At 31.7% G+C, this 19,716-nt stretch carries 17 protein-coding genes and 6 tRNA genes; 11 read left to right on the plus strand and 12 right to left on the minus strand.

The features are described from left to right. Positions 1-19: 19 nt before the first annotated feature. The 4 genes from QZN33_RS02985 to QZN33_RS03000 form a co-directional block, all read right to left on the minus strand. Positions 20-1,858, minus strand: coding sequence for a carboxypeptidase-like regulatory domain-containing protein (locus QZN33_RS02985; protein ID WP_296789442.1), 1,839 nt, complete (start codon positions 1,856-1,858; stop codon positions 20-22). A 137-nt stretch (positions 1,859-1,995) separates the two neighbouring features. Next, complete coding sequence (gene fhcD, locus QZN33_RS02990; protein WP_394347040.1) at positions 1,996-2,826, minus strand: formylmethanofuran--tetrahydromethanopterin N-formyltransferase; 831 nt, start codon at positions 2,824-2,826, stop codon at positions 1,996-1,998. 128 nt (positions 2,827-2,954) lie between these two features. Beyond that, positions 2,955-4,220 (minus strand): hypothetical protein, encoded by a 1,266-nt coding sequence (locus QZN33_RS02995; protein ID WP_296789446.1) that lies wholly within the window; start codon positions 4,218-4,220, stop codon positions 2,955-2,957. Between the two features lie 107 nt (positions 4,221-4,327). Next, complete coding sequence (locus QZN33_RS03000) at positions 4,328-5,389, minus strand: UPF0104 family protein (protein ID WP_296789447.1); 1,062 nt, start codon at positions 5,387-5,389, stop codon at positions 4,328-4,330. A 76-nt stretch (positions 5,390-5,465) separates the two neighbouring features. Here QZN33_RS03000 and QZN33_RS03005 point away from each other — a divergent pair, with 76 nt between their 5' ends. Together QZN33_RS03005 and QZN33_RS03010 are read left to right on the plus strand one after the other, a co-directional pair. After that, positions 5,466-6,899, plus strand: coding sequence for a TrkH family potassium uptake protein (locus tag QZN33_RS03005; protein ID WP_296789448.1), 1,434 nt, complete (start codon positions 5,466-5,468; stop codon positions 6,897-6,899). A 54-nt stretch (positions 6,900-6,953) separates the two neighbouring features. Continuing rightward, entirely contained in the window at positions 6,954-7,604 is a 651-nt protein-coding gene (locus QZN33_RS03010; protein WP_296789449.1) for a TrkA family potassium uptake protein, read from the plus strand. Positions 7,605-7,606: 2 nt separating this feature from the next. Here the strand turns inward: QZN33_RS03010 and QZN33_RS03015 are convergent, their stop codons facing one another. The 8 genes from QZN33_RS03015 to QZN33_RS03050 all read right to left on the minus strand — a co-directional run bounded on the left by QZN33_RS03015 (position 7,607) and on the right by QZN33_RS03050 (position 9,487). Then, entirely contained in the window at positions 7,607-8,212 is a 606-nt protein-coding gene (locus QZN33_RS03015; protein ID WP_296789450.1) for an MBL fold metallo-hydrolase, read from the minus strand. 59 nt (positions 8,213-8,271) lie between these two features. Then, positions 8,272-8,419 (minus strand) — tRNA-Trp (locus tag QZN33_RS03020). Positions 8,420-8,471: 52 nt separating this feature from the next. Then, positions 8,472-8,882, minus strand: coding sequence for a Holliday junction resolvase Hjc (gene hjc / locus QZN33_RS03025; RefSeq protein WP_296789451.1), 411 nt, complete (start codon positions 8,880-8,882; stop codon positions 8,472-8,474). A 105-nt stretch (positions 8,883-8,987) separates the two neighbouring features. Beyond that, a tRNA-His gene (locus QZN33_RS03030) sits at positions 8,988-9,060 on the minus strand. A 28-nt stretch (positions 9,061-9,088) separates the two neighbouring features. Beyond that, positions 9,089-9,171: transfer RNA gene (locus tag QZN33_RS03035), tRNA-Leu, on the minus strand. 58 nt (positions 9,172-9,229) lie between these two features. Beyond that, positions 9,230-9,304 (minus strand) — tRNA-Glu (locus tag QZN33_RS03040). Between the two features lie 28 nt (positions 9,305-9,332). After that, a tRNA-Ile gene (locus QZN33_RS03045) sits at positions 9,333-9,406 on the minus strand. Between the two features lie 8 nt (positions 9,407-9,414). Further along, positions 9,415-9,487 (minus strand) — tRNA-Asn (locus QZN33_RS03050). A 342-nt stretch (positions 9,488-9,829) separates the two neighbouring features. Here QZN33_RS03050 and QZN33_RS03055 point away from each other — a divergent pair. From QZN33_RS03055 to QZN33_RS03095, 9 genes are all read left to right on the plus strand, one after another. Further along, complete coding sequence (locus QZN33_RS03055) at positions 9,830-11,863, plus strand: hypothetical protein (RefSeq protein ID WP_296789452.1); 2,034 nt, start codon at positions 9,830-9,832, stop codon at positions 11,861-11,863. 44 nt (positions 11,864-11,907) lie between these two features. Beyond that, positions 11,908-12,888, plus strand: coding sequence for a radical SAM protein (locus QZN33_RS03060; RefSeq protein WP_296789453.1), 981 nt, complete (start codon positions 11,908-11,910; stop codon positions 12,886-12,888). Between the two features lie 14 nt (positions 12,889-12,902). Next, positions 12,903-14,219 carry a phosphorylcholine transferase LicD gene (locus tag QZN33_RS03065; protein WP_296789455.1) on the plus strand — a complete coding sequence of 439 codons (1,317 nt, stop codon included), beginning with the start codon at positions 12,903-12,905 and terminating at the stop codon, positions 14,217-14,219. 255 nt (positions 14,220-14,474) lie between these two features. Beyond that, positions 14,475-15,827 (plus strand): Asp-tRNA(Asn)/Glu-tRNA(Gln) amidotransferase subunit GatB, encoded by a 1,353-nt coding sequence (gene gatB / locus QZN33_RS03070; RefSeq protein WP_296789456.1) that lies wholly within the window; start codon positions 14,475-14,477, stop codon positions 15,825-15,827. 9 nt (positions 15,828-15,836) lie between these two features. Beyond that, on the plus strand, positions 15,837-16,643 hold the full coding sequence (locus QZN33_RS03075; RefSeq protein ID WP_296789457.1) for a CBS domain-containing protein: 807 nt from the start codon (positions 15,837-15,839) through the stop codon (positions 16,641-16,643). Beyond that, complete coding sequence (hisE, locus tag QZN33_RS03080; protein ID WP_296789458.1) at positions 16,644-16,934, plus strand: phosphoribosyl-ATP diphosphatase; 291 nt, start codon at positions 16,644-16,646, stop codon at positions 16,932-16,934. Between the two features lie 16 nt (positions 16,935-16,950). Continuing rightward, on the plus strand, positions 16,951-17,718 hold the full coding sequence (locus QZN33_RS03085; RefSeq protein WP_296789459.1) for an ABC transporter permease: 768 nt from the start codon (positions 16,951-16,953) through the stop codon (positions 17,716-17,718). A 452-nt stretch (positions 17,719-18,170) separates the two neighbouring features. Further along, positions 18,171-19,187: an ATP-binding cassette domain-containing protein gene (locus QZN33_RS03090; RefSeq protein WP_394347041.1), complete on the plus strand. Its 1,017-nt coding sequence runs from the start codon at positions 18,171-18,173 to the stop codon at positions 19,185-19,187. A 69-nt stretch (positions 19,188-19,256) separates the two neighbouring features. Continuing rightward, the gene (locus QZN33_RS03095) at positions 19,257-19,712 is read left to right on the plus strand and encodes a hypothetical protein (protein WP_296789462.1); all 456 of its coding nucleotides are present in this window, start codon (positions 19,257-19,259) and stop codon (positions 19,710-19,712) included. Positions 19,713-19,716: the final 4 nt, after the last annotated feature.

Genomic DNA, 19,716 nt, shown 5'->3' on the forward strand with positions numbered 1-19,716 from the left:
CCCCATGATTTTAGCAAAGTTAATTAATAATTTTAATAGTACTTTTAGCCGAAATCAAATATTTGTTAGTAACAGGATATACAACTACTTTGTGAGCACCAAGTAATAAATTTTTAGTATTGAATTTTGCAAGACCATTTTTATCAGTTTTAATTAAGTATGTTTTAGATTTATTTCCAGAGGTTATTTTTAGTTTAATTTTTAGATTAACAACTGCCTTACCTGTTTTTTTATTTTTAACAGTTACTTTGAAGTATTTTGTCTGATTAAACTGATTTGTTACAGCAGGAACTTTAATGACAGTTGGAACTTTAACCAGTTTATCTATATTTCCGAACTTATGAATTCCAAGATATTTCATGTTAGGACTGCTTGGAAGCTTATATTTGCTGATAAACATATTTTTATAATATATATTGTCCTTTAAAGCAGCTGTTGACCTTCCAACCAGTTTACCATTATCATTTGAAGCATAAGTCTTTACAACAGAAGTTATTTTGAAATTTTTATCCTCTGTTGACTTCCAGTGGAAAACAGTTATATCCCTTCTGTTAACACCATACACATCAGTTGCGCCTACTTTAACAGCCGCCTTCACTGGATCAGAAGAAAACTTGTCATAAGTGCCATGACGATAACAGGACTTCACGTTAGGAACGCTGATGTATTCTCCAGGCTTTAATTTACCAGTCCAGTAACCGTTTAACCATACAACTGCATATCTTCCATCAGGTGCCTTAATTGAAAAGTGTCCAAGGCCTAAACATTTTTCATAGTTTTGAATCTTTTTTAGATAAGATGATTTTATTTTGTTTGCCTTAACAATCTGCCCTGCAAGATTTTCAATTGCTCTGTTGATGGCAGGATTGTCAATTCCCCCTGTCCCAATCATCCAGCCGTCAGAGGTAGTTATTGAATGGAAAAAGTAGGAGTTACCTAATTTGTATTGTTTTATGGCAGTTCTACCATGCCATTTTACATTTTTTATGTAGATATTAAGGGCATTTGTAGCATCACGCCTGAATCCAGCCACACTTTCTGTTGCGCTAACCTGCAGATAGAATGAACAGCAGCCGGTCTCTGCAGTAGGCTTTACCTTCATGGTGACTTTTTTATTAGAGTTTTTATAGGAAATATACGGCTTATTTTTGGAATCATGGACATATGCAGAGATTTTATATGATCCTACTTTAAAGTTTTTATTCAATGTTGCAATACCATTTTTATCCGTTATTCGATAGAAATAATAATATTTTTTAGTTTTTGTAGAATAAACTTTAAATTTAACTTTGATTCCGGATATTGCGATGCCTGTGATGACATTATATACTTTGACTTTAAAAAACAAATCAGAATCAACATAAGTATTGTAATTGCTCATTTTAATAGCCACTGAAGCTTTTTTAACATTTACAAGAGATGATGATTCACTTGAAGTAAAATTTTCATCACCATCGAATTTTACAGTTAATTTATATGTATTCGGCTTCAAATTGCAGGATATTGAAATCTTACCAGAATCATCTGTAGTTTTATTGTACTTATTTCCATCTAAAAATACAGTTAACTGTTTGTTTTTAATAGGGGTGCCGTTAACATCCTTAAGATAAGTTATAACATTATTATCCTCATTATAATAAAAATCAGAATTATCCAGATCTATTTGACTTGTAATTTGAGAATCAGAAACCAAATCATAATTACCATCAATATCCATTTCATTTTCTAATTGCGATGAAATTAATTCCTCCGAAATCACCTCAGTGGTATTTTCCTGAGCTGAAACCATGCTCAGACTAACGGTTAAAATTAAAAGTACCAATACCAGATAAAAACTTTTTTTAAAATCTAACTTCAATATACCACCCAACACATAGATAACACTGTTAATATATTAAATAATATATAATTCATCATATAAAAATGAATATTTTTAAAAAAAGAATATTTAATGAAAAATAAGTAAAAAAAGAAAGTAAAAGAGAGTCAGACTCTCTAGAATAAGTCTTGTAAGTGGATTTGATAAGGTCCTAAGCTTCCGCCGTAGTTACCAGCACCGATTTCAAGAACACCAGGTACTTGGCAAGCAGCTTCGATACCTGCTTTCATAGCAGCTTTAACAGATTCTTCGTCAACACCGTCAATAACGATTTCCATGTTTCCGAATACGTTTTCTGGTAATTCAGTGTCCACTTGGTCTTTTAAGGTTACGCATTCTTTTTCATTGGTAGATGCACTCATGAAAGAGTATTTAGAACCGGTTTTGGAACCAGAAGCAACCATACCTCCGGAGAAAGGAGTGATTACACCAGCAACTGCGTGAATAGCATCTACAGCAGCTTCAGCAGCAACAATGGAAGCCATTTGACTGTCAGCCATGATGAAGAAGTTTCCACCAGCTACACCGTCTTTGTATCCCATTTCATCTTCTACTAAGAAGTCACCAGACATAATAGGAATTACGTGCATTTTTTTACCGTTTACTTCTTTTTCAGTTTCGTATCCGTCACCGAAGAATTTGAGTTGTTTTCCGGTTGGGAATGCTTCTTCACTTTCAAGAGCGTTGAATGCTGCAGCAGTAGGAGCAGTTAAAACACATTGACCGATTCTGTCCATAATTTGTCCGCCTAAAGCTTTTTTGGACATGTGACAAATCATAATTGCATAACCAGGTCTTCCATCTGGAGTTTCAGTTGGAGGAACATATTGGTCAATACCTGCTTCTGCAGGACATCCGATAACTGAAGTAGCAAATCCGGTAGCTTCAGTAGCTGCAATTTTAGCTAAATGTTTTTTCCATTTTTTCACCATTAAGTTGTTAAAAATTAGATTTAAAAAATAATTTAAAAATTATTAATTAAACTAATTTCTATACATTTAAAAATTATATTTTATTATTAAAATAAAGTTTTCTATTTAATTATTTAAGTATTGAAAAAGAGAATTAAAAGAAATTATTTCTTTATTCCACTTAGCAGTTTTATCAATTCAGCCTTATTATTGGATTCAAATTTTAAATTTCGGTTTATAATCGCATTTTCATTAATTCCAAAGAAAATATAATGGACCACCGGATGTAAAACGGAGCAGAATTTAGTATTTTTTAAATTTTTATTTTTAAGATAATAACCCAAATCAAAAATATCACTGTTTAAAAGATTATACAACCGAAGATTATCTCCTATGCTTTCATGAGATGAAATAGATTTAAAAACAATATATGCTTTAGAATTAAAACCTCTAAATAACCTATTAAAAGAAGACAAACTGGAATAATACTCAATTTCAAGATCTTTTTCATTTAACTTAGTTCTGAGATTTCTATTATGTTTTCTTGTTTTTTGAAATTCCTTTTTTATTTTACCCATTTTTTTCTCATCAAATCTCCTGTTGACATAATCGATTGAATCTTTTTTGTCCATATGCTGGTGATTGTCAATCGGCCTGATAACCAGTTTAATATTGTTTTCATTGTCATTTATTTGGAATATATTATACAAATCACCAATGAACTGAAGATACTGAGTATCAATGTCATAAGGACGGCAGCTTATAAATATCTGAGCATCAGGAACATAATTTTCCTTTTTCATCAATTCCATGAATGAAAATTTATAATTAACCTTAGAAAGTTCCTCTTCGGAGTATTGGCTATAAAGCTTGCCCAAGACTTTATTTGTAAAATGGCCAAAATTAAGTAGATACAACTGAGGAAGATCCGCCATAACCATTGAATCCCTAATCATTGTTCCGAGCATTAAAGAAGTGAAACCTCCCATACTGCTTCCATAAAATAGAATGTTATCATGAGAAAAATTAAAGAAATCTGAAATTTTGACAATCATGTCTGCAATATTTCTTAAAAAATAATCATCATAGGTCCCTACACTCCAACCGCCCTGCAAATCTTTTGTAAAATCATCATCAACATCAATATAACGTGTAGGGTCATTGAATAAAATTGTTGACTGCCTGAATTTCCAGGATAACCTATGAAACAGAGGTTTTTTGTGGAATTTTTCCAAATCATCAACTTTTAAAACACTTGAACTAAGACATAATAATTCATCTACATCCTTTTTGATGTTTAATAGAAATTCATATTTTGTGTCATTGTAATGCACAATAAGGCCAGTTTTTGTATCGTATTGTATTTTGCTTAATGCATCTCTCAAGCCATCGTAGTCAGTTTCAATTATGTCTTCTGCAATATCCTTCATCAATCTTCCCCAACAGATTTTACATTTAAATTTTAATCATGATTTTATATATATTTTAAGTAAAAAAAATACATTAGCAAAATTGTCTTAAAAAATAGAAAAGATTGTTATTCGGATTCTTCTTTAAGAGATTCTTCAATTTCTTCATCAGAAGATCCAAATGAAATCTTATCCAAAACGGATGAACCGAAGTACGGCAAAATAACCATACCTATGATAGTAGGCATCCAGTATGAAATTAATCTCTCGACAACAGTAGCCGCAGCACTGATTGAAGCAGTTATTCCTGCAGCAGAGTAAAAAACAATCATTACACTGTCAATTGCTCCGATACCTCCAGGTAAAAGAGGAATCATTCCAACAAGACAAGCAAGGATAAATACTTCACCTATTACAATCAGATTTACATTAGCTCCGAATGCCAAAAAGACCAGATAAACTCTGACAATTTCAGAAATCCATATGATGAAAGACAGTGAAATGGTTAATACCAATCCTTTTTTATTTGAAATCAGGATTTTCATTGTATCCTGAAATCCGAAAATGGCATCATGAATCTGTGCTTCCAAATTTTCAGAGTTTTTCTTATAAAATCTTCTTACAAGACCTATAATCCATCCTTCAACACGACCTCCAAAACTTGGATTAATACACATATAGATTAATATCACTAAAACTGCAACAATTCCTATTACAGCAACAATCATAACTGCAATCAACCATATAGGGAAGTCGAAAAACAATGCCATTGATGCAATTGTAACAGCCGCCAATACAACAAACGGGAATGTGTCTAAAGCCCTATCTGCCACAACTGTTGCAAATGTTTCTTCAAAACGATATTTATCGTTGTCCTGAGATAAAATATATGCCCTTACCGGTTCTCCTCCACCACGTCCAGAGGGAGTAATATTGTTTACTGCAAGACCGACCAATACCATAGGAAACAGTTTTTTGATTCCCACATTCATATCAGCCAGATTGTTAAGAATTTGCCACCTTAAAGTGTATAATACATAAGTAATTAACTGAGTTACGACAGCTAATGCGATAATATATATGTTTGCAATCTTTAAAGCATTGATAACATTATCAATCCCTACGAACCATAACATTACGGCCAAAATAAGCAAACTTATTCCTAATAAAATTATTGTTTTACGATCCATATTATCAACTATTAATTTAACTTATGTACTTTCTTAATATAAATTTATATAGATATTTATTCAAATTTATTAAACGATGAGATATATAACTAAAACAGATTTATTGATTGTTGCAAGAAACTCCGGATACATCATGATATGTATAGGAGTTATGTGCTTAATACCATTAATATTTGATTTAGTTTATTTTGAATTTGATATAATAAGTTTTATTATTCCAGCAGCCATTTCAATACTTTTAGGCTATGGTCTTTTAAAATATCTTGAAGATAAAGCTAAAAAAACAATACGGCTGAAACATGGAATGATGATATCATCTTTTGCATGGTTATGGGCAAGCCTTATCGGAGGACTTGTTTTTATGCTTGCCACACACATGCCTGCGATTGATGCAGTTTTTGAAAGTATGTCTGCATTAACCGGAACAGGAATAACCATGTTTGAAGACGTTGAAGTATTACCTCACAGCATACTATTTTTCAGATCAATAGAACAATGGATTGGAGGTTTAGGGGTTGTTGTTATGGTTTTAGGAGTATTGACAAAACCTGGATCAGTATCCTCAAAATTATACCAGTCCGAAGCGCGTGATGAACGTATAAAACCGAGTATTAAAACCACACTTGAAAAAACATTGCAGATTTATGTAATATATACCATTGCCGGAATAATCCTATATTTACTTGCGGGAATGCCTGTTTTTGATTCAATATGTAACACATTCAGCATCATTTCTACCGGAGGAATGAGTATTAAAAATGCAAATATGGGTTTTTACCAGAACGATTTGATTTATTTTATTTCAATAGTTTTGATGATACTGGGAGCGACAAGCTTTTTTGTCCATTATAAAGTTATTAAAACAAGAGGAAAATCACTGATTCAAGATCTTCAATTTAAAATCATTATCACAGTTATTGCATGCGTTACATTAATGCTTTATTTTGTATCAAATATTGTTCCAATCGATTTGCTTTTTACAGTAGTGTCTGCAATTACAACAACAGGAGCCAGTGTTGCATCACCGTTAGCCATGGGAAACTGGCCATCCTTTGTCATAATATGCATAATGTGTCTAATGATAACTGGAGGTTCCAACGGATCAACTGTAGGTGCGATAAAACTCGTGAGAATGATAACATTCTTTAAAGGAATCTACAGACACATCAGAGAAATTTTATCCCCTGAAGGCAGAGTAGTTCCAGTTAAATTGCACGGACATAAAATACCTGAAAAGGCAATATCACAGGCAGGAAACTACATTACACTTTATATGATGTTTATTATGTTTACATGGGCATTGTTCTGTTTGTTTGGATACGATCCTTTCAGAAGCCTGTTTGCAGCGATGTCCCTTCAGGGAAACAACGGTTTGGAACTTGGAGTTATAAATCATACATTACATCCTGCACTAAAATTAGTCAGCATGTTTGATATGTGGACAGGCAGACTTGAAATATATCCGGTTCTCATTACATTAAGAGCAGGATTCGAAATTTTTAAAAGATAAGTTTATATTATCCTAAACTAAATATTGATTATCAATTGTTAATGAGGCGATTTAATGTATGCAATTATTATGGGAGGAGGTCGTGTAGGACTTGCTCTTGCTAATTTATTAATAGATTCAGGAGCTGATATAACTTTAATCGAAAATGACGAATCATTATGTAATGAAATTGCATCAGAACTTGATGCTCTCGTTATCCACGGTAACGGGACAAATTCAAAAATGCTTGAAGAAATTAATATTGAAGATGCGGATTATTTTATAGCGACTACTGGTAACGACGAAGCAAACCTGCTTTCATGTATTTTAGTAAGAAAATATGATGTTCAGCACATTATTGCACGTGTAAGTAATCCTGACCACGAAGAGGCATTTAAAGAAGTCGGAATTGACAAAGTAATCAGTCCGGAAATAAGTGCTGCAAGGGAACTTGCACAGTATGTAATGAATCCGAATGTTTCCACATTGACCACACTTGGAGAAGGAGATGCTGAAATAAAAGAAATGACAATAACAAATGATAAAGTTGTTGGAAAACGTTTTAAAGACATCTCACCAACAAAAGACTACATCATAATTGCCAGTTACCAAAGCGGAAAATTTGTTATTCCACAACCGGACGACGTGATTTCCCGTGGAGAAAAAATATCCGTTGTAGTAAAAAGAGGAACATTCAATAAAGTTTCCAAAAAATTAGAAAAATAAAATTATAAATAGGAATAAGACAATTTAATATGGTCTTTTCCATTATTTTCCACTATTGGACCGTGGCCAGGGTAGATATTTTTAACATCCAGCTCAGTTAATCTGGATACACTTTTTTTCATATCTTCATAGCTTCCGCCAATGTCCATTCTACCAACACCACCACCTGCAAAAATTGTATCGCCACTAATCAGATTTTCACCGTCCCACAAACAGATTCCGCCAGCAGTATGGCCAGGAGTGTGAATTACTTTAAAACCTGCAATTTCATCACCGTCTTCAAGCTCGATATCCACTCTAGTGTTATCTTTATTGCCAAAAGCAGACATGGAAGTTCCTAAAGTGTCTTCATTTCTCATGGATATTGCATCCAATCTATGAACAGCAATTTTTGCATTTGGGAAAAAACAATTTCCACCAATATGGTCAAAATGACAATGAGTATTAACTATAAATTCAATATCCTCAGGTTCCACGCCATTTTCACGAAGTTTTGAAAACAAATAATCCTTATTTTGACCTGCACCAGTATCAACTAAAGTATTTCCATTAATTAAAAAACAATTTGAATCATAGTTGAATCCTATAATAAAAACAATATCTGACATGAAAAATAATATAATTAAGAAAGTTATTAAAAGTTTTGAAAAAAAGTTTAATATGAAAATGGGGTCACAGGGATTTGAACCCCGATCCTGGGATTTCTCTTGCCTCAGTACTCCAATTGATCATCACAACGGATACTGTTCAGTTACGCGTATATTTCTTCAAAGACAACTGGAGTCCCAGATGATGCCAGGTTACACCATAACCCCACATATAATATACATTATTAAATATATTTTAATGGTATATAAAGATTACCATTTATTCAAATTTCATTTGCTTATCGATACCGGCAATCTCATCAATTTCCAAACCTTTTTCCAGTGCATAATCCTTTTCAACCTTATAATTTCCATTCCTAGTTCTAGGAGTATTTTCTGGTTCCAAAAAAAGCCATTTTGTGTATTTGAACCTAACACCAATATATGGCTTTGCACCAAATATTTTTGAAAAATCGCATAATGCTAAAATCTGTGCCTCATCAATGTAAACTTTATCTTTGGTAGTGGTTTTAACTTCAATTGCCAGATAAATCTTTCCATTGCCTGCAACAACGTCAGGAAGCGGATTTTTAGTAGCTCCACCAGATGCCGGAGCCCTCATAGCTGCAAAATTCCTATCCCATAATTTATGCACCAAATCTCTTTCTTCAGCAGATCCTTTTTTAGCCATATTAACACTCAAAATTTCAGTAATATAATATAATTTTAAAATGATATATAAAATGAATGAGAGAGCATTTGAAAAGTAATATTAAAAAAAAAGTTTTATAAATAGGGCCGGGGCCGAGATTCGAACCCGAGTCCCGGGATCCACAGTCCCGGAGGATGACCACCTACCCTACCCCGGCATGATAGTATATAAAAAAATTGTTAAAGTGCGGGAGCAGGGATTCGAACCCTGGAAGACCTGCGTCAACAGGTCCTAAGCCTGTCCCCTTTGGCCTCTCGGGCACCCCCGCTTATAAAAAAAACAAAGGATACGTAGAAACCATGAAAAATCTTAACAAATTTTTAAAATGCTCCGGCCGGGATTTGAACCCGAGTCTTCGGCTCGAAAGGCCGAAATGATTGGCCGGACTACACCACCGGAGCAAACAAATACATATTTTTTTAATTAACATGGGCCCAATGGGCTTCGAACCCATGACCTTCCGGTTATGAGCCGGACGCTCTACCTGGCTAAGCTATGGGCCCAATTCAAGCGCCATCGACAGGGCTCGAACCTGTGACCAATCGGTTAACAGCCGAACGCTCTACCTACTGAGCTACGATGGCATAAGATACCCATCGAACTTAACCAAATAAAACCCATGTTTAAAAATCAAAAGACTTTAAACAGTAATTATGATTATGACTTTAATCATATATAAAGCTTTTGGTATTTTGTAATTTTAACAAAAAAATTCAAAATTCTATAAAATAATTTACTACGAACTAGTATATAAACTTTAAGAAAGTTAGGAAAAAATACCCCCCAAAATTTCAAGAAACAAAAAAAATATATAATAAAATAAATATAAAATAATCATAAAAGAGACATGAATTATATACCAATACCATAAATTAACCAAAATCAGTCACCATTCATAATAATCAACCAACACTGGAATGTCGAAAATGAAATTAACAATAGATTTACTTAAAAAAGAAGCTATTAATTTTTGTAAACGTGAAAGTAATATATCTCACGAAGAATTAGTCGGAATTACAGACGGCAAAGCTGTAGGAACATATATAGAACATAAATTTGAAGAATATATTAAAAATAAATATGAAGTTACAATAGGATCTAGTGCAAAAGGAATTGATTTACCAGATGAAAATATAAACACAGACATCAAAGTTACATCCATTACAAAGCCTCAAAGCTCTTCACCATTTAAAAATCTTGAACAAAAAATTTATGGACTGGGGCATAATCTGTTAATATTCATATATGAAAAAACTGACTACAACGATAAATGTTATATTGATTTTAAAAATTGTATCTTCCTTAAATCAGAAAATACAGGAGATTATAATTTAACAAAAGCATTACGTGAATTAAACGACTATACCTTTACAGAAGAAGAAATCATGAAAATTCTCAAAAAGACAAATATCCCTGGAGATACTCAAACATTGAAAAATCTTGCAAAAAAAATTATCTTAAATCCTCCACAACAAGGCTACTTAACAATATCAAACGCTTTTCAGTGGAGATTGAGATATAATAATCTTATACATTTAGAAAACAGAACAGATGAAATTTATTCTAATGAAAAAAATACAAATGAAACAAAAACTCCATTATATCTTACAGACAGTATTTTTGAATATTTGAAAAATGATTTAAAAATACTTCCAGATATCATTATTGAACCAATATTTAAAACAGATAACTTTTTAAAAAGTGCTAATAAAATTTTCCCAAATGCGACCTTTTTTAGGAAAAATAATAATCAACAACATTCAGATAAAACATATACGTCAACATTTGAATTTAAAATGAATGATGAAAATAGGAATTTGGAATTAGATACTCTTGATAAAGAAAAATCCTATTTAATCATTGAAAATTGTACTCAAATAAAAAATGTCGAATCATTTAAATTTTCAGATAAAATCATCGAAAAAATTAAAATGATAAAAAATAATAATGCAACATTAACATTATTATGTACAAACATTTTTTCTAGAGACATTTTTATAGATTTAATTAAAAATAATGTCCCTTACAGTTTTATAAAACAATTAAATTTTAATTTTTCAATTGATAAAAATAATGATATCTGTTTATTAATAATACAATTTGGTGGAAAAGCATTAATAAACAAAATTTGTGAAGTTTCAGAAATTTCAAATCCATCTAAAGTAATCAGAAAGTTCGGATTTGTAAAAAACCTATTTTATTTAGATATTGACAACATTACAAAAATTGATGGCAAATGTCCAGTTGAATGGAAAAACGGTATAAAACATGATTGTTCCAAAATAATGGAACTGACACAGGAAAATAAACAATTATTTAATAAGAATAATGAAAAAGTTTTTATTGAAAACACTTTATTATACCCCTTTTTAAAAGGAAGTCAACTTAAAGAACCAATAATCAATAAAACATCCAAATATACCATAGTTACTCAAGAAAAAATAAAACAGGACACAAACTCCATGAAAAATTATGCTCCAAAAACTTGGCAATATTTACAGGAACATGAAGAGTATTTTGAAAAAAGAAAAAGTGCAATATATAAAAATACACCCAAATTTAGTATTTTTGGCATTGGAAAGTATTCTTTTAAAAAATTCAAAGTAGCCATATATGGTTTTAATAAAAAACCTATTTTTTCATTAGTATACCATGAAAAACCAGTTATGTTAGATGATACTTGTTATTATTTGCCTTTTGACGATTATGATGAAGCATACCTAACCATGTTAATTTTAAATAGTTCATTAGTTAGAAAATTCCTTAAAAATATTGTTTTTCTTGATTCTAAAAGACCATTTTCAAAAAAGATATTAAAACGACTCGACATCGGCAAATGTTTAAAATATTTATCTTTCAGTGACTTAACTGAAACTGAAAAAAAATTAGGCCTTGATAACTATATCAGTCTTAAAAAATTTAGTGAATATGAGAAGAAATATATTGAAAAAAAAGTTTGACAACAATTCAAACTTATATAAACTTTAAAAAACTATATAAAACCATGGACTCTAACATATTTGACTTAATAAAAGATGCCAATGATATCACTTTAAAAAAACATGGAAATCTGATTACTCTTGAAAGAGCAGTATTCTTATCATGGTGGTGTGATAAGGGAGACTGTGCTTTTTGTTACATGTCAACACAGAAAGAAAAGATAAAAGATCCAAAAAAGGCCAGACGAAACATCAGCAACATTTATGCTGAAGCTGAAATGTGCAAACGTCTGGATTGGAATATTGAATTTCTATCCGGAGGATATGAATCTTTCACAACTCAGGAAATTAAAGAAATTGCCACTACAATTAAAAATATCACTGGCGACGGAGTCTGGTTAAATACTGGAATTACAGAGGAATTAAATGAATACGGCTCTGAAATTAAAGGAATAACAGGTGCAGTTGAAGTGGCAAATCCGCAGATTCATGAAAAAGTCTGTCCTTCCAAAAAACTTGATGATATAAGCAATATGTTAGATGTTGCCGGAGATTTAGGTTTTAAAAAAGCGATTACAATAATATTAGGTCTTGGAGAAACCCTAGATGATGTCCAATACATTATAGATTATATTAAAGATCATAAAATTGACAGAGTAATATTTTATTCCTTAAATCCTCACAAGGAAACAATTTATGCGAACTCCTCACAGCCGGCATCTCTTTACTATGCCCAGGTTGTAGCTCAGGTAAGACTGGCTTTCCCCGATATTGAAATTATTTGCGGAACCTGGATAGATAATTTAGCCAATATAGGAATATTGATTTTAAGCGGAGCTAACGGAATTACGAAATTCCCATTGTTCAAGATGTTTGGAACCAAATACGGAAAAAGAGTTGAAGAAGAAGTCAAATGGGCAGGCCGTGATTTAAAAGGAACATTCACTGATAAAGACATGTTAGGACCTCAGAAAAGTGAAGTTTCACCGGAACTTGATAAATTCATTAAAAGGTATATTAAAGAATCTTTAAAGAACAAATATTAGATTTACGTGATAACATGCTATTTTACATATTAAAAGAAAAAGGAAATATTAAAAAGGCTTATAAAATCTATAAAGCTTCTAAAAAAATTAAACAGCAAGATTTATTTAGCCCTGAATTTTACCTGAAAAAATATCCTAATATTAAAGATGCAAGAATAAGTCCTTTAAATCATTATTTGTATCATGGTTACAAGGAAGGAAAACAGCCTGGAAAATTATTTGACAACGATTATTATTTAAAGCAAAACCCTGACGTGAAGGAATCCGGAGAAAACCCTCTAGTCCATTATGTTTTGTACGGGAAAAGAGAAGGCAGACTTCCAATTAAACGCTCCAATAACAAAGAAGTTAATAAATTAAATAAAAGAATCAAAAACTACAAAAAAATAATTGATCGACAAGACCGCCAAATAAAAAGACTACAAAAAAATGTCACCAACCAGTTCTCAATTCTGGAGGCATATAATAAATTATTTAATGATTTATATATTTTTCACGAAACATTCCCTAAAGGACCTTTAAAAGACATTCAGGAGTTATGTATAGAACTGTTATTGTTTTTTGATAAGGTTTGTGAAAAATATGACATACCTTACTGGCTAGATTATGGAACTTTACTCGGGCCAGTCCGTCATGGCGGATTTCTGCCTTGGGATGATGACATTGATTTGGGAATGTTAAAGAATGATTTTGACAGATTTATTGAAGTCATGAACAAAGAAATTAAGGAATATGGCCTGGATGACGTCATAACAATTCTTGAAAAAAAGAAATATGATGATGCTATTACAGGATTTATCCAAGTGATATATACCGGTAAAATAAAACAGCCTAATATGTTGGCCTGTCTGGACATACTCCCATATAGCCATTTGGAAAATAAAGATAACCTTCCTAAAGAGGAATTGAAAAATAAGATATCAGACCAAATTGAAATAACACAAAAAGAATTCTTAGAAAAAGAACTCTTTAAAAAATCACCAATGAACGCTTATGAAAAACTCAATGAAATAGTTGGAATAGTTCCTCATGAATCAGATTATATTATCCCATCTTCAATGAATTTAAGGCCAAACAGAATAAGAATTTACAAAAATGAAGAGATGTTCCCCCTTAAAAGAATGAAATTTGAACAACATGAGTTCTTAGCTGCAAATAATGAAAAAGAATATCTGAAAATGACCTATGGTGAAAATTATATGACAATGCCGAAAAAAATTAAGATTCATGGAAGAATGCCCGCTTTAATAAAAATTCACGGCGACAACTTACACGAAATATTTGTAGAATCCATCGAAAAAATGAAAAAAATCAATGAAAATTTTAATTAAAATGCAGTTAATCTAAAATCATTTAAATTATTTTAATGCGAATTAATATCATACATTATGATAATTAAATGGTAATTAATGCTTAAAAATATCAACCACCATCATTTAAATCTTTAAAATTAATTTAACATGAAAATATCAAGTATTTAAGAACTTGTATTTTAAAAATGTTTATAAAGTTAATAAAACTAATATTATAATAATATAAAAATTAGCCTAGTATATGGAGGAATTATTATTAGTGATGATGTCGATATGATGTGTGGACTTGAAATCCACGTACAACTAGAAACCGAATCAAAATTATTCTGTGACTGTCCAACAAATTATCAGGAAGCGCCAATCAATACAAATATCTGTCCAGTTTGTTTAAACCAGCCTGGTGCAAAACCACACCCTACAAATGAAAAGGCACTGGAAAATGCTTTAATGATCGCATTAATGCTAAACTGTGAAATAGATCAAGGCGTTACCTACTTCATGAGAAAACATTATGATTATCCTGATTTGCCATCAGGTTACCAAAGAACATCCGTACCTATCGGAATAAACGGGGAATTAAACGGAATTAGAATTAGAGAAATTCACGTGGAAGAAGACCCTGGTCAATTTAAACCTGACAGAGGTACCGTTAACTTCAACCGTTCAGGTATTCCTTTAGTTGAAATTGTTACCGAACCAGACATAAAATCTCCGGAAGAAGCAAGAAACTTCTTAAACGAATTAATTCGTGTATTGCAATATAGTGGAGGGGCTCGTGGTGAAGGTACAATGAGAGCTGACGTAAACATCTCCATTAACGGAGGAAACAGAGTTGAAATGAAAAACGTTAACTCCATCAAAGGTGCTTACAGAGCTTTAATCTTTGAACGTAACAGACAAAAAAGGAATCTTGAAAGAGGAGTAGAAACCAAACAGGAAACTCGTGCATATGTAGAAAGTCAGATGATTACAACTGCAATGAGATTAAAAGAAGATGCAGACGATTACAGATTTATCACTGACCCGGACTTACCTCCAATGCAAATTTCTGATGAAACAATACAAAAAGTTTTAGACACCATGCCTGAAGCTCCTCACAATAAAGTAAAAAGATTCGTTAAAGATTACAATATTGATGAAGAGACTGCAAAAGTTTTAACATCAGAACTTGACTTAGCAATATCTTATGAAGAAGTAGTTAAAGAAATTGACCCTGTATTTGCAGCAAAATGGATGAGAGATGAACTTAAAAGAGTATTAACATATAACAAATTAGATTTCGCAAGCAGTGAAATAAGTGTTGAAAGTCTTATTGAATTATTAAACATGATACAATCCAAAGAGATTACTGTTAAAGCGGGCCAAAGAATCATTGAACAAATGCCTAACAATGAAAAATCTCCTAAAGCAATTGCAGAAGAATTAGGATTGCTTGGTGTTGTAAAAGATGATGAAATATTAGCTGCTGTAAAACAGGCTATTGAAGAGAATCCTAAAGCTGTTGATGACTACTTATCCGGTCAGAAAGCTTCAATCAATTTCTTAGTAGGGCAAGTAATGAGATTAACCCGTGGAAAAGCTGATCCTGGTGAAACTGTAAAACTATTAAAAGAAAATATTGAATAGGTGATGAAGATGGCTGGAAAAAAATCATTTGTGAAAGATTATATGACAGAAAATGTTATCAGTGTTTCTCCAGACACTCCTACTGACCATATCATCGATTTAATGAAAGAAAGTCATCACAACAGTTACCCAGTAGTGAAAGATGGAAAATTAGTTGGAATGGTAACCGCATTCGACATTGTTGCTAAAAAATGGCATGATACCGTTTCAGGAATAATGACTACAAGTTTAGTTGTAGCAAATCAAGATTTATCAATCAACGATGCATCTAGAGTCATGTTTAGAAGAGGCATATCCCGTATGCCTGTTGTTGATGAAACCGGAAAGCTTGTGGGAATCATAACCAACACAGACATGGTCCGTTCCCACATTGAAAGATCAACACCTAACAAAGTGGAATACTTCAAAAAGACTTTGGAACAATTATACGGCATCCACACAGTATTAAAACACATGGATGTGGAAACCAATAAATTAAGACCAACACAGGATAGAGTTTATGCTGATGAGCTTGAAGGAAGAGCTTATGAGCTGGAAAAAGGACTGGCTGAACCGGCAATTGTTGTTAAAACCGGAGACAGATGGATTCTGGTTGACGGACACCACAGAGCAGTAGCATCCGCACAAAGAGGATATGAAACTGTCGATTCATATGTAATTGATTTAGGCCAGGACATTAAGTTAGGAATGGAAAAAACTGCAGATAAAGCAGGAATAAAAACATTTGATGATATTGAAATCATTGATGATGATAAACATCCATTAATTGCACTTACAGAAAGTTTACAAGACCAAGAATCACATGGAGATGATTAAGTGGCTGATGAAAAAGTTATAAGGGAAGTCTACAAAGTTTTGGAGTCAAGACGAGACAAACCTATAGATTCATACACTTCAAAAATAATGCAGGACAGCGATAAAAAAGCTGAAGACAAGATTCTTGAAAAAATTGCAGAAGAAGCAGGAGAAGTATTAATAGCTGCAAAAAATGATGAAAATCTTGTATATGAATCTGTTGATTTAATATTCCATACTTTATTGATTTTAGTATACAAAGGCATTGAAATCGATGAAATTTTCGAAGAGTTTGCCAGAAGAAGAAAATAATTTTATAGGTTAAAAAATGTTTGATACTTATTCGGAAAAAAAGTTTTTATTAAAACAACTTGTTAAAAGAGATTTGACTTCAAAATATAAAGACTCAGTACTGGGTATTGCATGGAGTTTTTTAAATCCTCTTTTAATCATGATTGTATTTACAGCGATATTTTCAATGATTTTTGGACGTCAGATTGAAAATTATCCAGTTTATTTCTTATCCGGAAGAGTAATCTACGATTTATTTAAAGCAGGGACAACAGGTGCTATGAAATCAGTGAAAGCGAATTCATCAATCCTCAAAAAGGTTTATGTCCCAAGATACATGTTTGCCGTGAGTAAAGTATGCTATGAATTAATTAATTTCCTGATTACATTAATTATTTTAGCAGGAGTAATGTTCGTTACAGGAGCTGAATTCCATTTAACAAGTTTTTTAGCAATAATACCAATATTTTTCCTAATATTATTAATATTCGGAATCGGGTTAATTCTAGCTGTAGCAAATACTTATTTCACAGATGTAGGTTATTTATACAATGTATTTACATTAATTCTGATGTATGCTTCAGCATTGTTTTATCCAATTGAGATTGTGCCTACAACTGTCCAGAAGATATTTACATTAAACCCTATTTACAGCGCAATAACCAGTTTTAGAGAATGTGTTGTCTTTGGAGTATTTCCAAATATGAACTCAATTTTATATCTTGCAACCTTTTCTATAACCTTTTTTGCGGCAGGAATAATCATATTTAGTATTTATCAAAATAAATTAACATTAGAATTGTAGAATTAGGTTTTATTATGAGTTTAGAAGATAAAATAAAAAAGTTATTCAAAAGAGGGAATAAACAACTTTCAACTGATAAAGTTGAAATTCTTCCAAACACTAGCAAATATAAAAATATGACCCTCTTTGCACCGGACAGAGGTATGAATGCTGATACATTTTATATTCTCGCTAGAGATGAAAATAATGAACCTATAACCAATGAAACTATTAAAATTGAAATTGATGGCGAGATAATTGAAAAGAAAACAAATGCAAATGGAAATATAAATTTTGAAATGAATTTAAAACTCGGACAGTATGTTGCAAACGTTTTTTTCCCAAATGGAGAATATTCCCAATCCATTGAGACAAACATCACAAGACTAACTAAAAAGAAAAAAGCACAATTATCAAAAGTTATAAAAAAAGAGACTCCTAATGAGAAAAAAACTCATATTTATGCTCCCAATATGACCATGTATCGCCATAATGAAACACAATATTATGCCAGACTAAGAGATTATAAATTTGAACCTATACAGGGAGAAGAGGTCAAGTTCACTATCAATGATAAAGTACACACTGCCATTACAGATAAAGAGGGATATGCGAAAGTAGACATAGATTTATTCAGTGGAAAATATCCGGTTAAAATAGAATACGAAGGCAGTGACAAATACGACCCGCTTACTAAAAACTCACAATTAACAATACTTATCAGAGACATTGACAGGAAGCTTATGATTGATGTTGATCACTTAACAATGGAATTTAAAATCACTAATGATAAAATAGATACATTGAAAGAATTCATCATCAGAACAATAAAAAGAAACAAAAAAGAAAAAGAAAAAATCAAGATTTTAGACGACATTTCATTTAAAGTCTATGAAGGAGACAAACTGGGAATATTAGGTTACAACGGTGCCGGAAAAAGTACCCTGCTAAAAGTAATGTCCGGAATTTATGAACCGACTGAAGGAAGCATTACCACATATGGTAAAATTGCACCATTACTGGAACTGGGTGCGGGTTTTGATAAAAACTACACCGGAAAAAATAACATTTACCTGAATGGAGCCTTCTTAAGTATGAAAGAAAGCTTCATTGATGAAAAATATGATGAAATACTTGAATTTTCAGAGCTCGGTGAATTCATTAACTACCCTGTTAAAAATTATTCATCAGGTATGAGAGCCAAATTAGGTTTTTCAATAGCTACACTTGCCGAACCTGATATTTTAATCATTGATGAAATATTATCTGTCGGAGACATCAAATTCAAGAAGAAAAGTTCAGAAAAGATCAATTCAATGATGAAAGATGGAGTGACAGTTTTATTAGTTTCACATTCAATTTCACAAATCAAAAGAATCTGTAACAAATGCATATGGCTTGAAAACGGAAAAATAGCCATGCAAGGTGATGTTGATAAAGTTTGTGATGCATATTTATCTAATGCAAAAGGAACTTCTAAAAAAAAATAAAAAATAGGTTTTAATATGGATAAACGATGGATATATGTTATAATAATATTTATTTTTGGATTTACGGCAATGTTATACATTGTAGATACATCAACAACAGTAGGAAAAGCAGTTGTAGCAGTTAATACCCATTTAGTTACAGTGCCTAGTTCATTCAATATTGAAGGTAATGAATATAATTATGCGCTATTAGTCAATAGGCAAACAAAAGAACATATTTTCATAAAAGATTTAGGAAAAGGAGATACCATAGATGAAAACCTTAAAATGGAACGTGAAGATTTAGAAAGTAATGAAAATATTACTAAAATTAGTTTCGCTACTGAAAACCACAATAAAAAGGTATACCAAGTAATTAATTATGAAACAAAAGACAACAAATATAATAAAGTTTTATTCTTCACACAAACACATCACACGTTTAAAATTAAATCTACCGATTTTAAGGATTTAAAAACTTTAGAGAAAAAAACTAAGTTCGTTATCGATACATTCAAACAGGATTATAAAAAAACACAAGATTAATAGA

It is taken from the genome of uncultured Methanobrevibacter sp. (genome assembly GCF_900314615.1).
GTDB lineage: Archaea > Methanobacteriota > Methanobacteria > Methanobacteriales > Methanobacteriaceae > Methanocatella.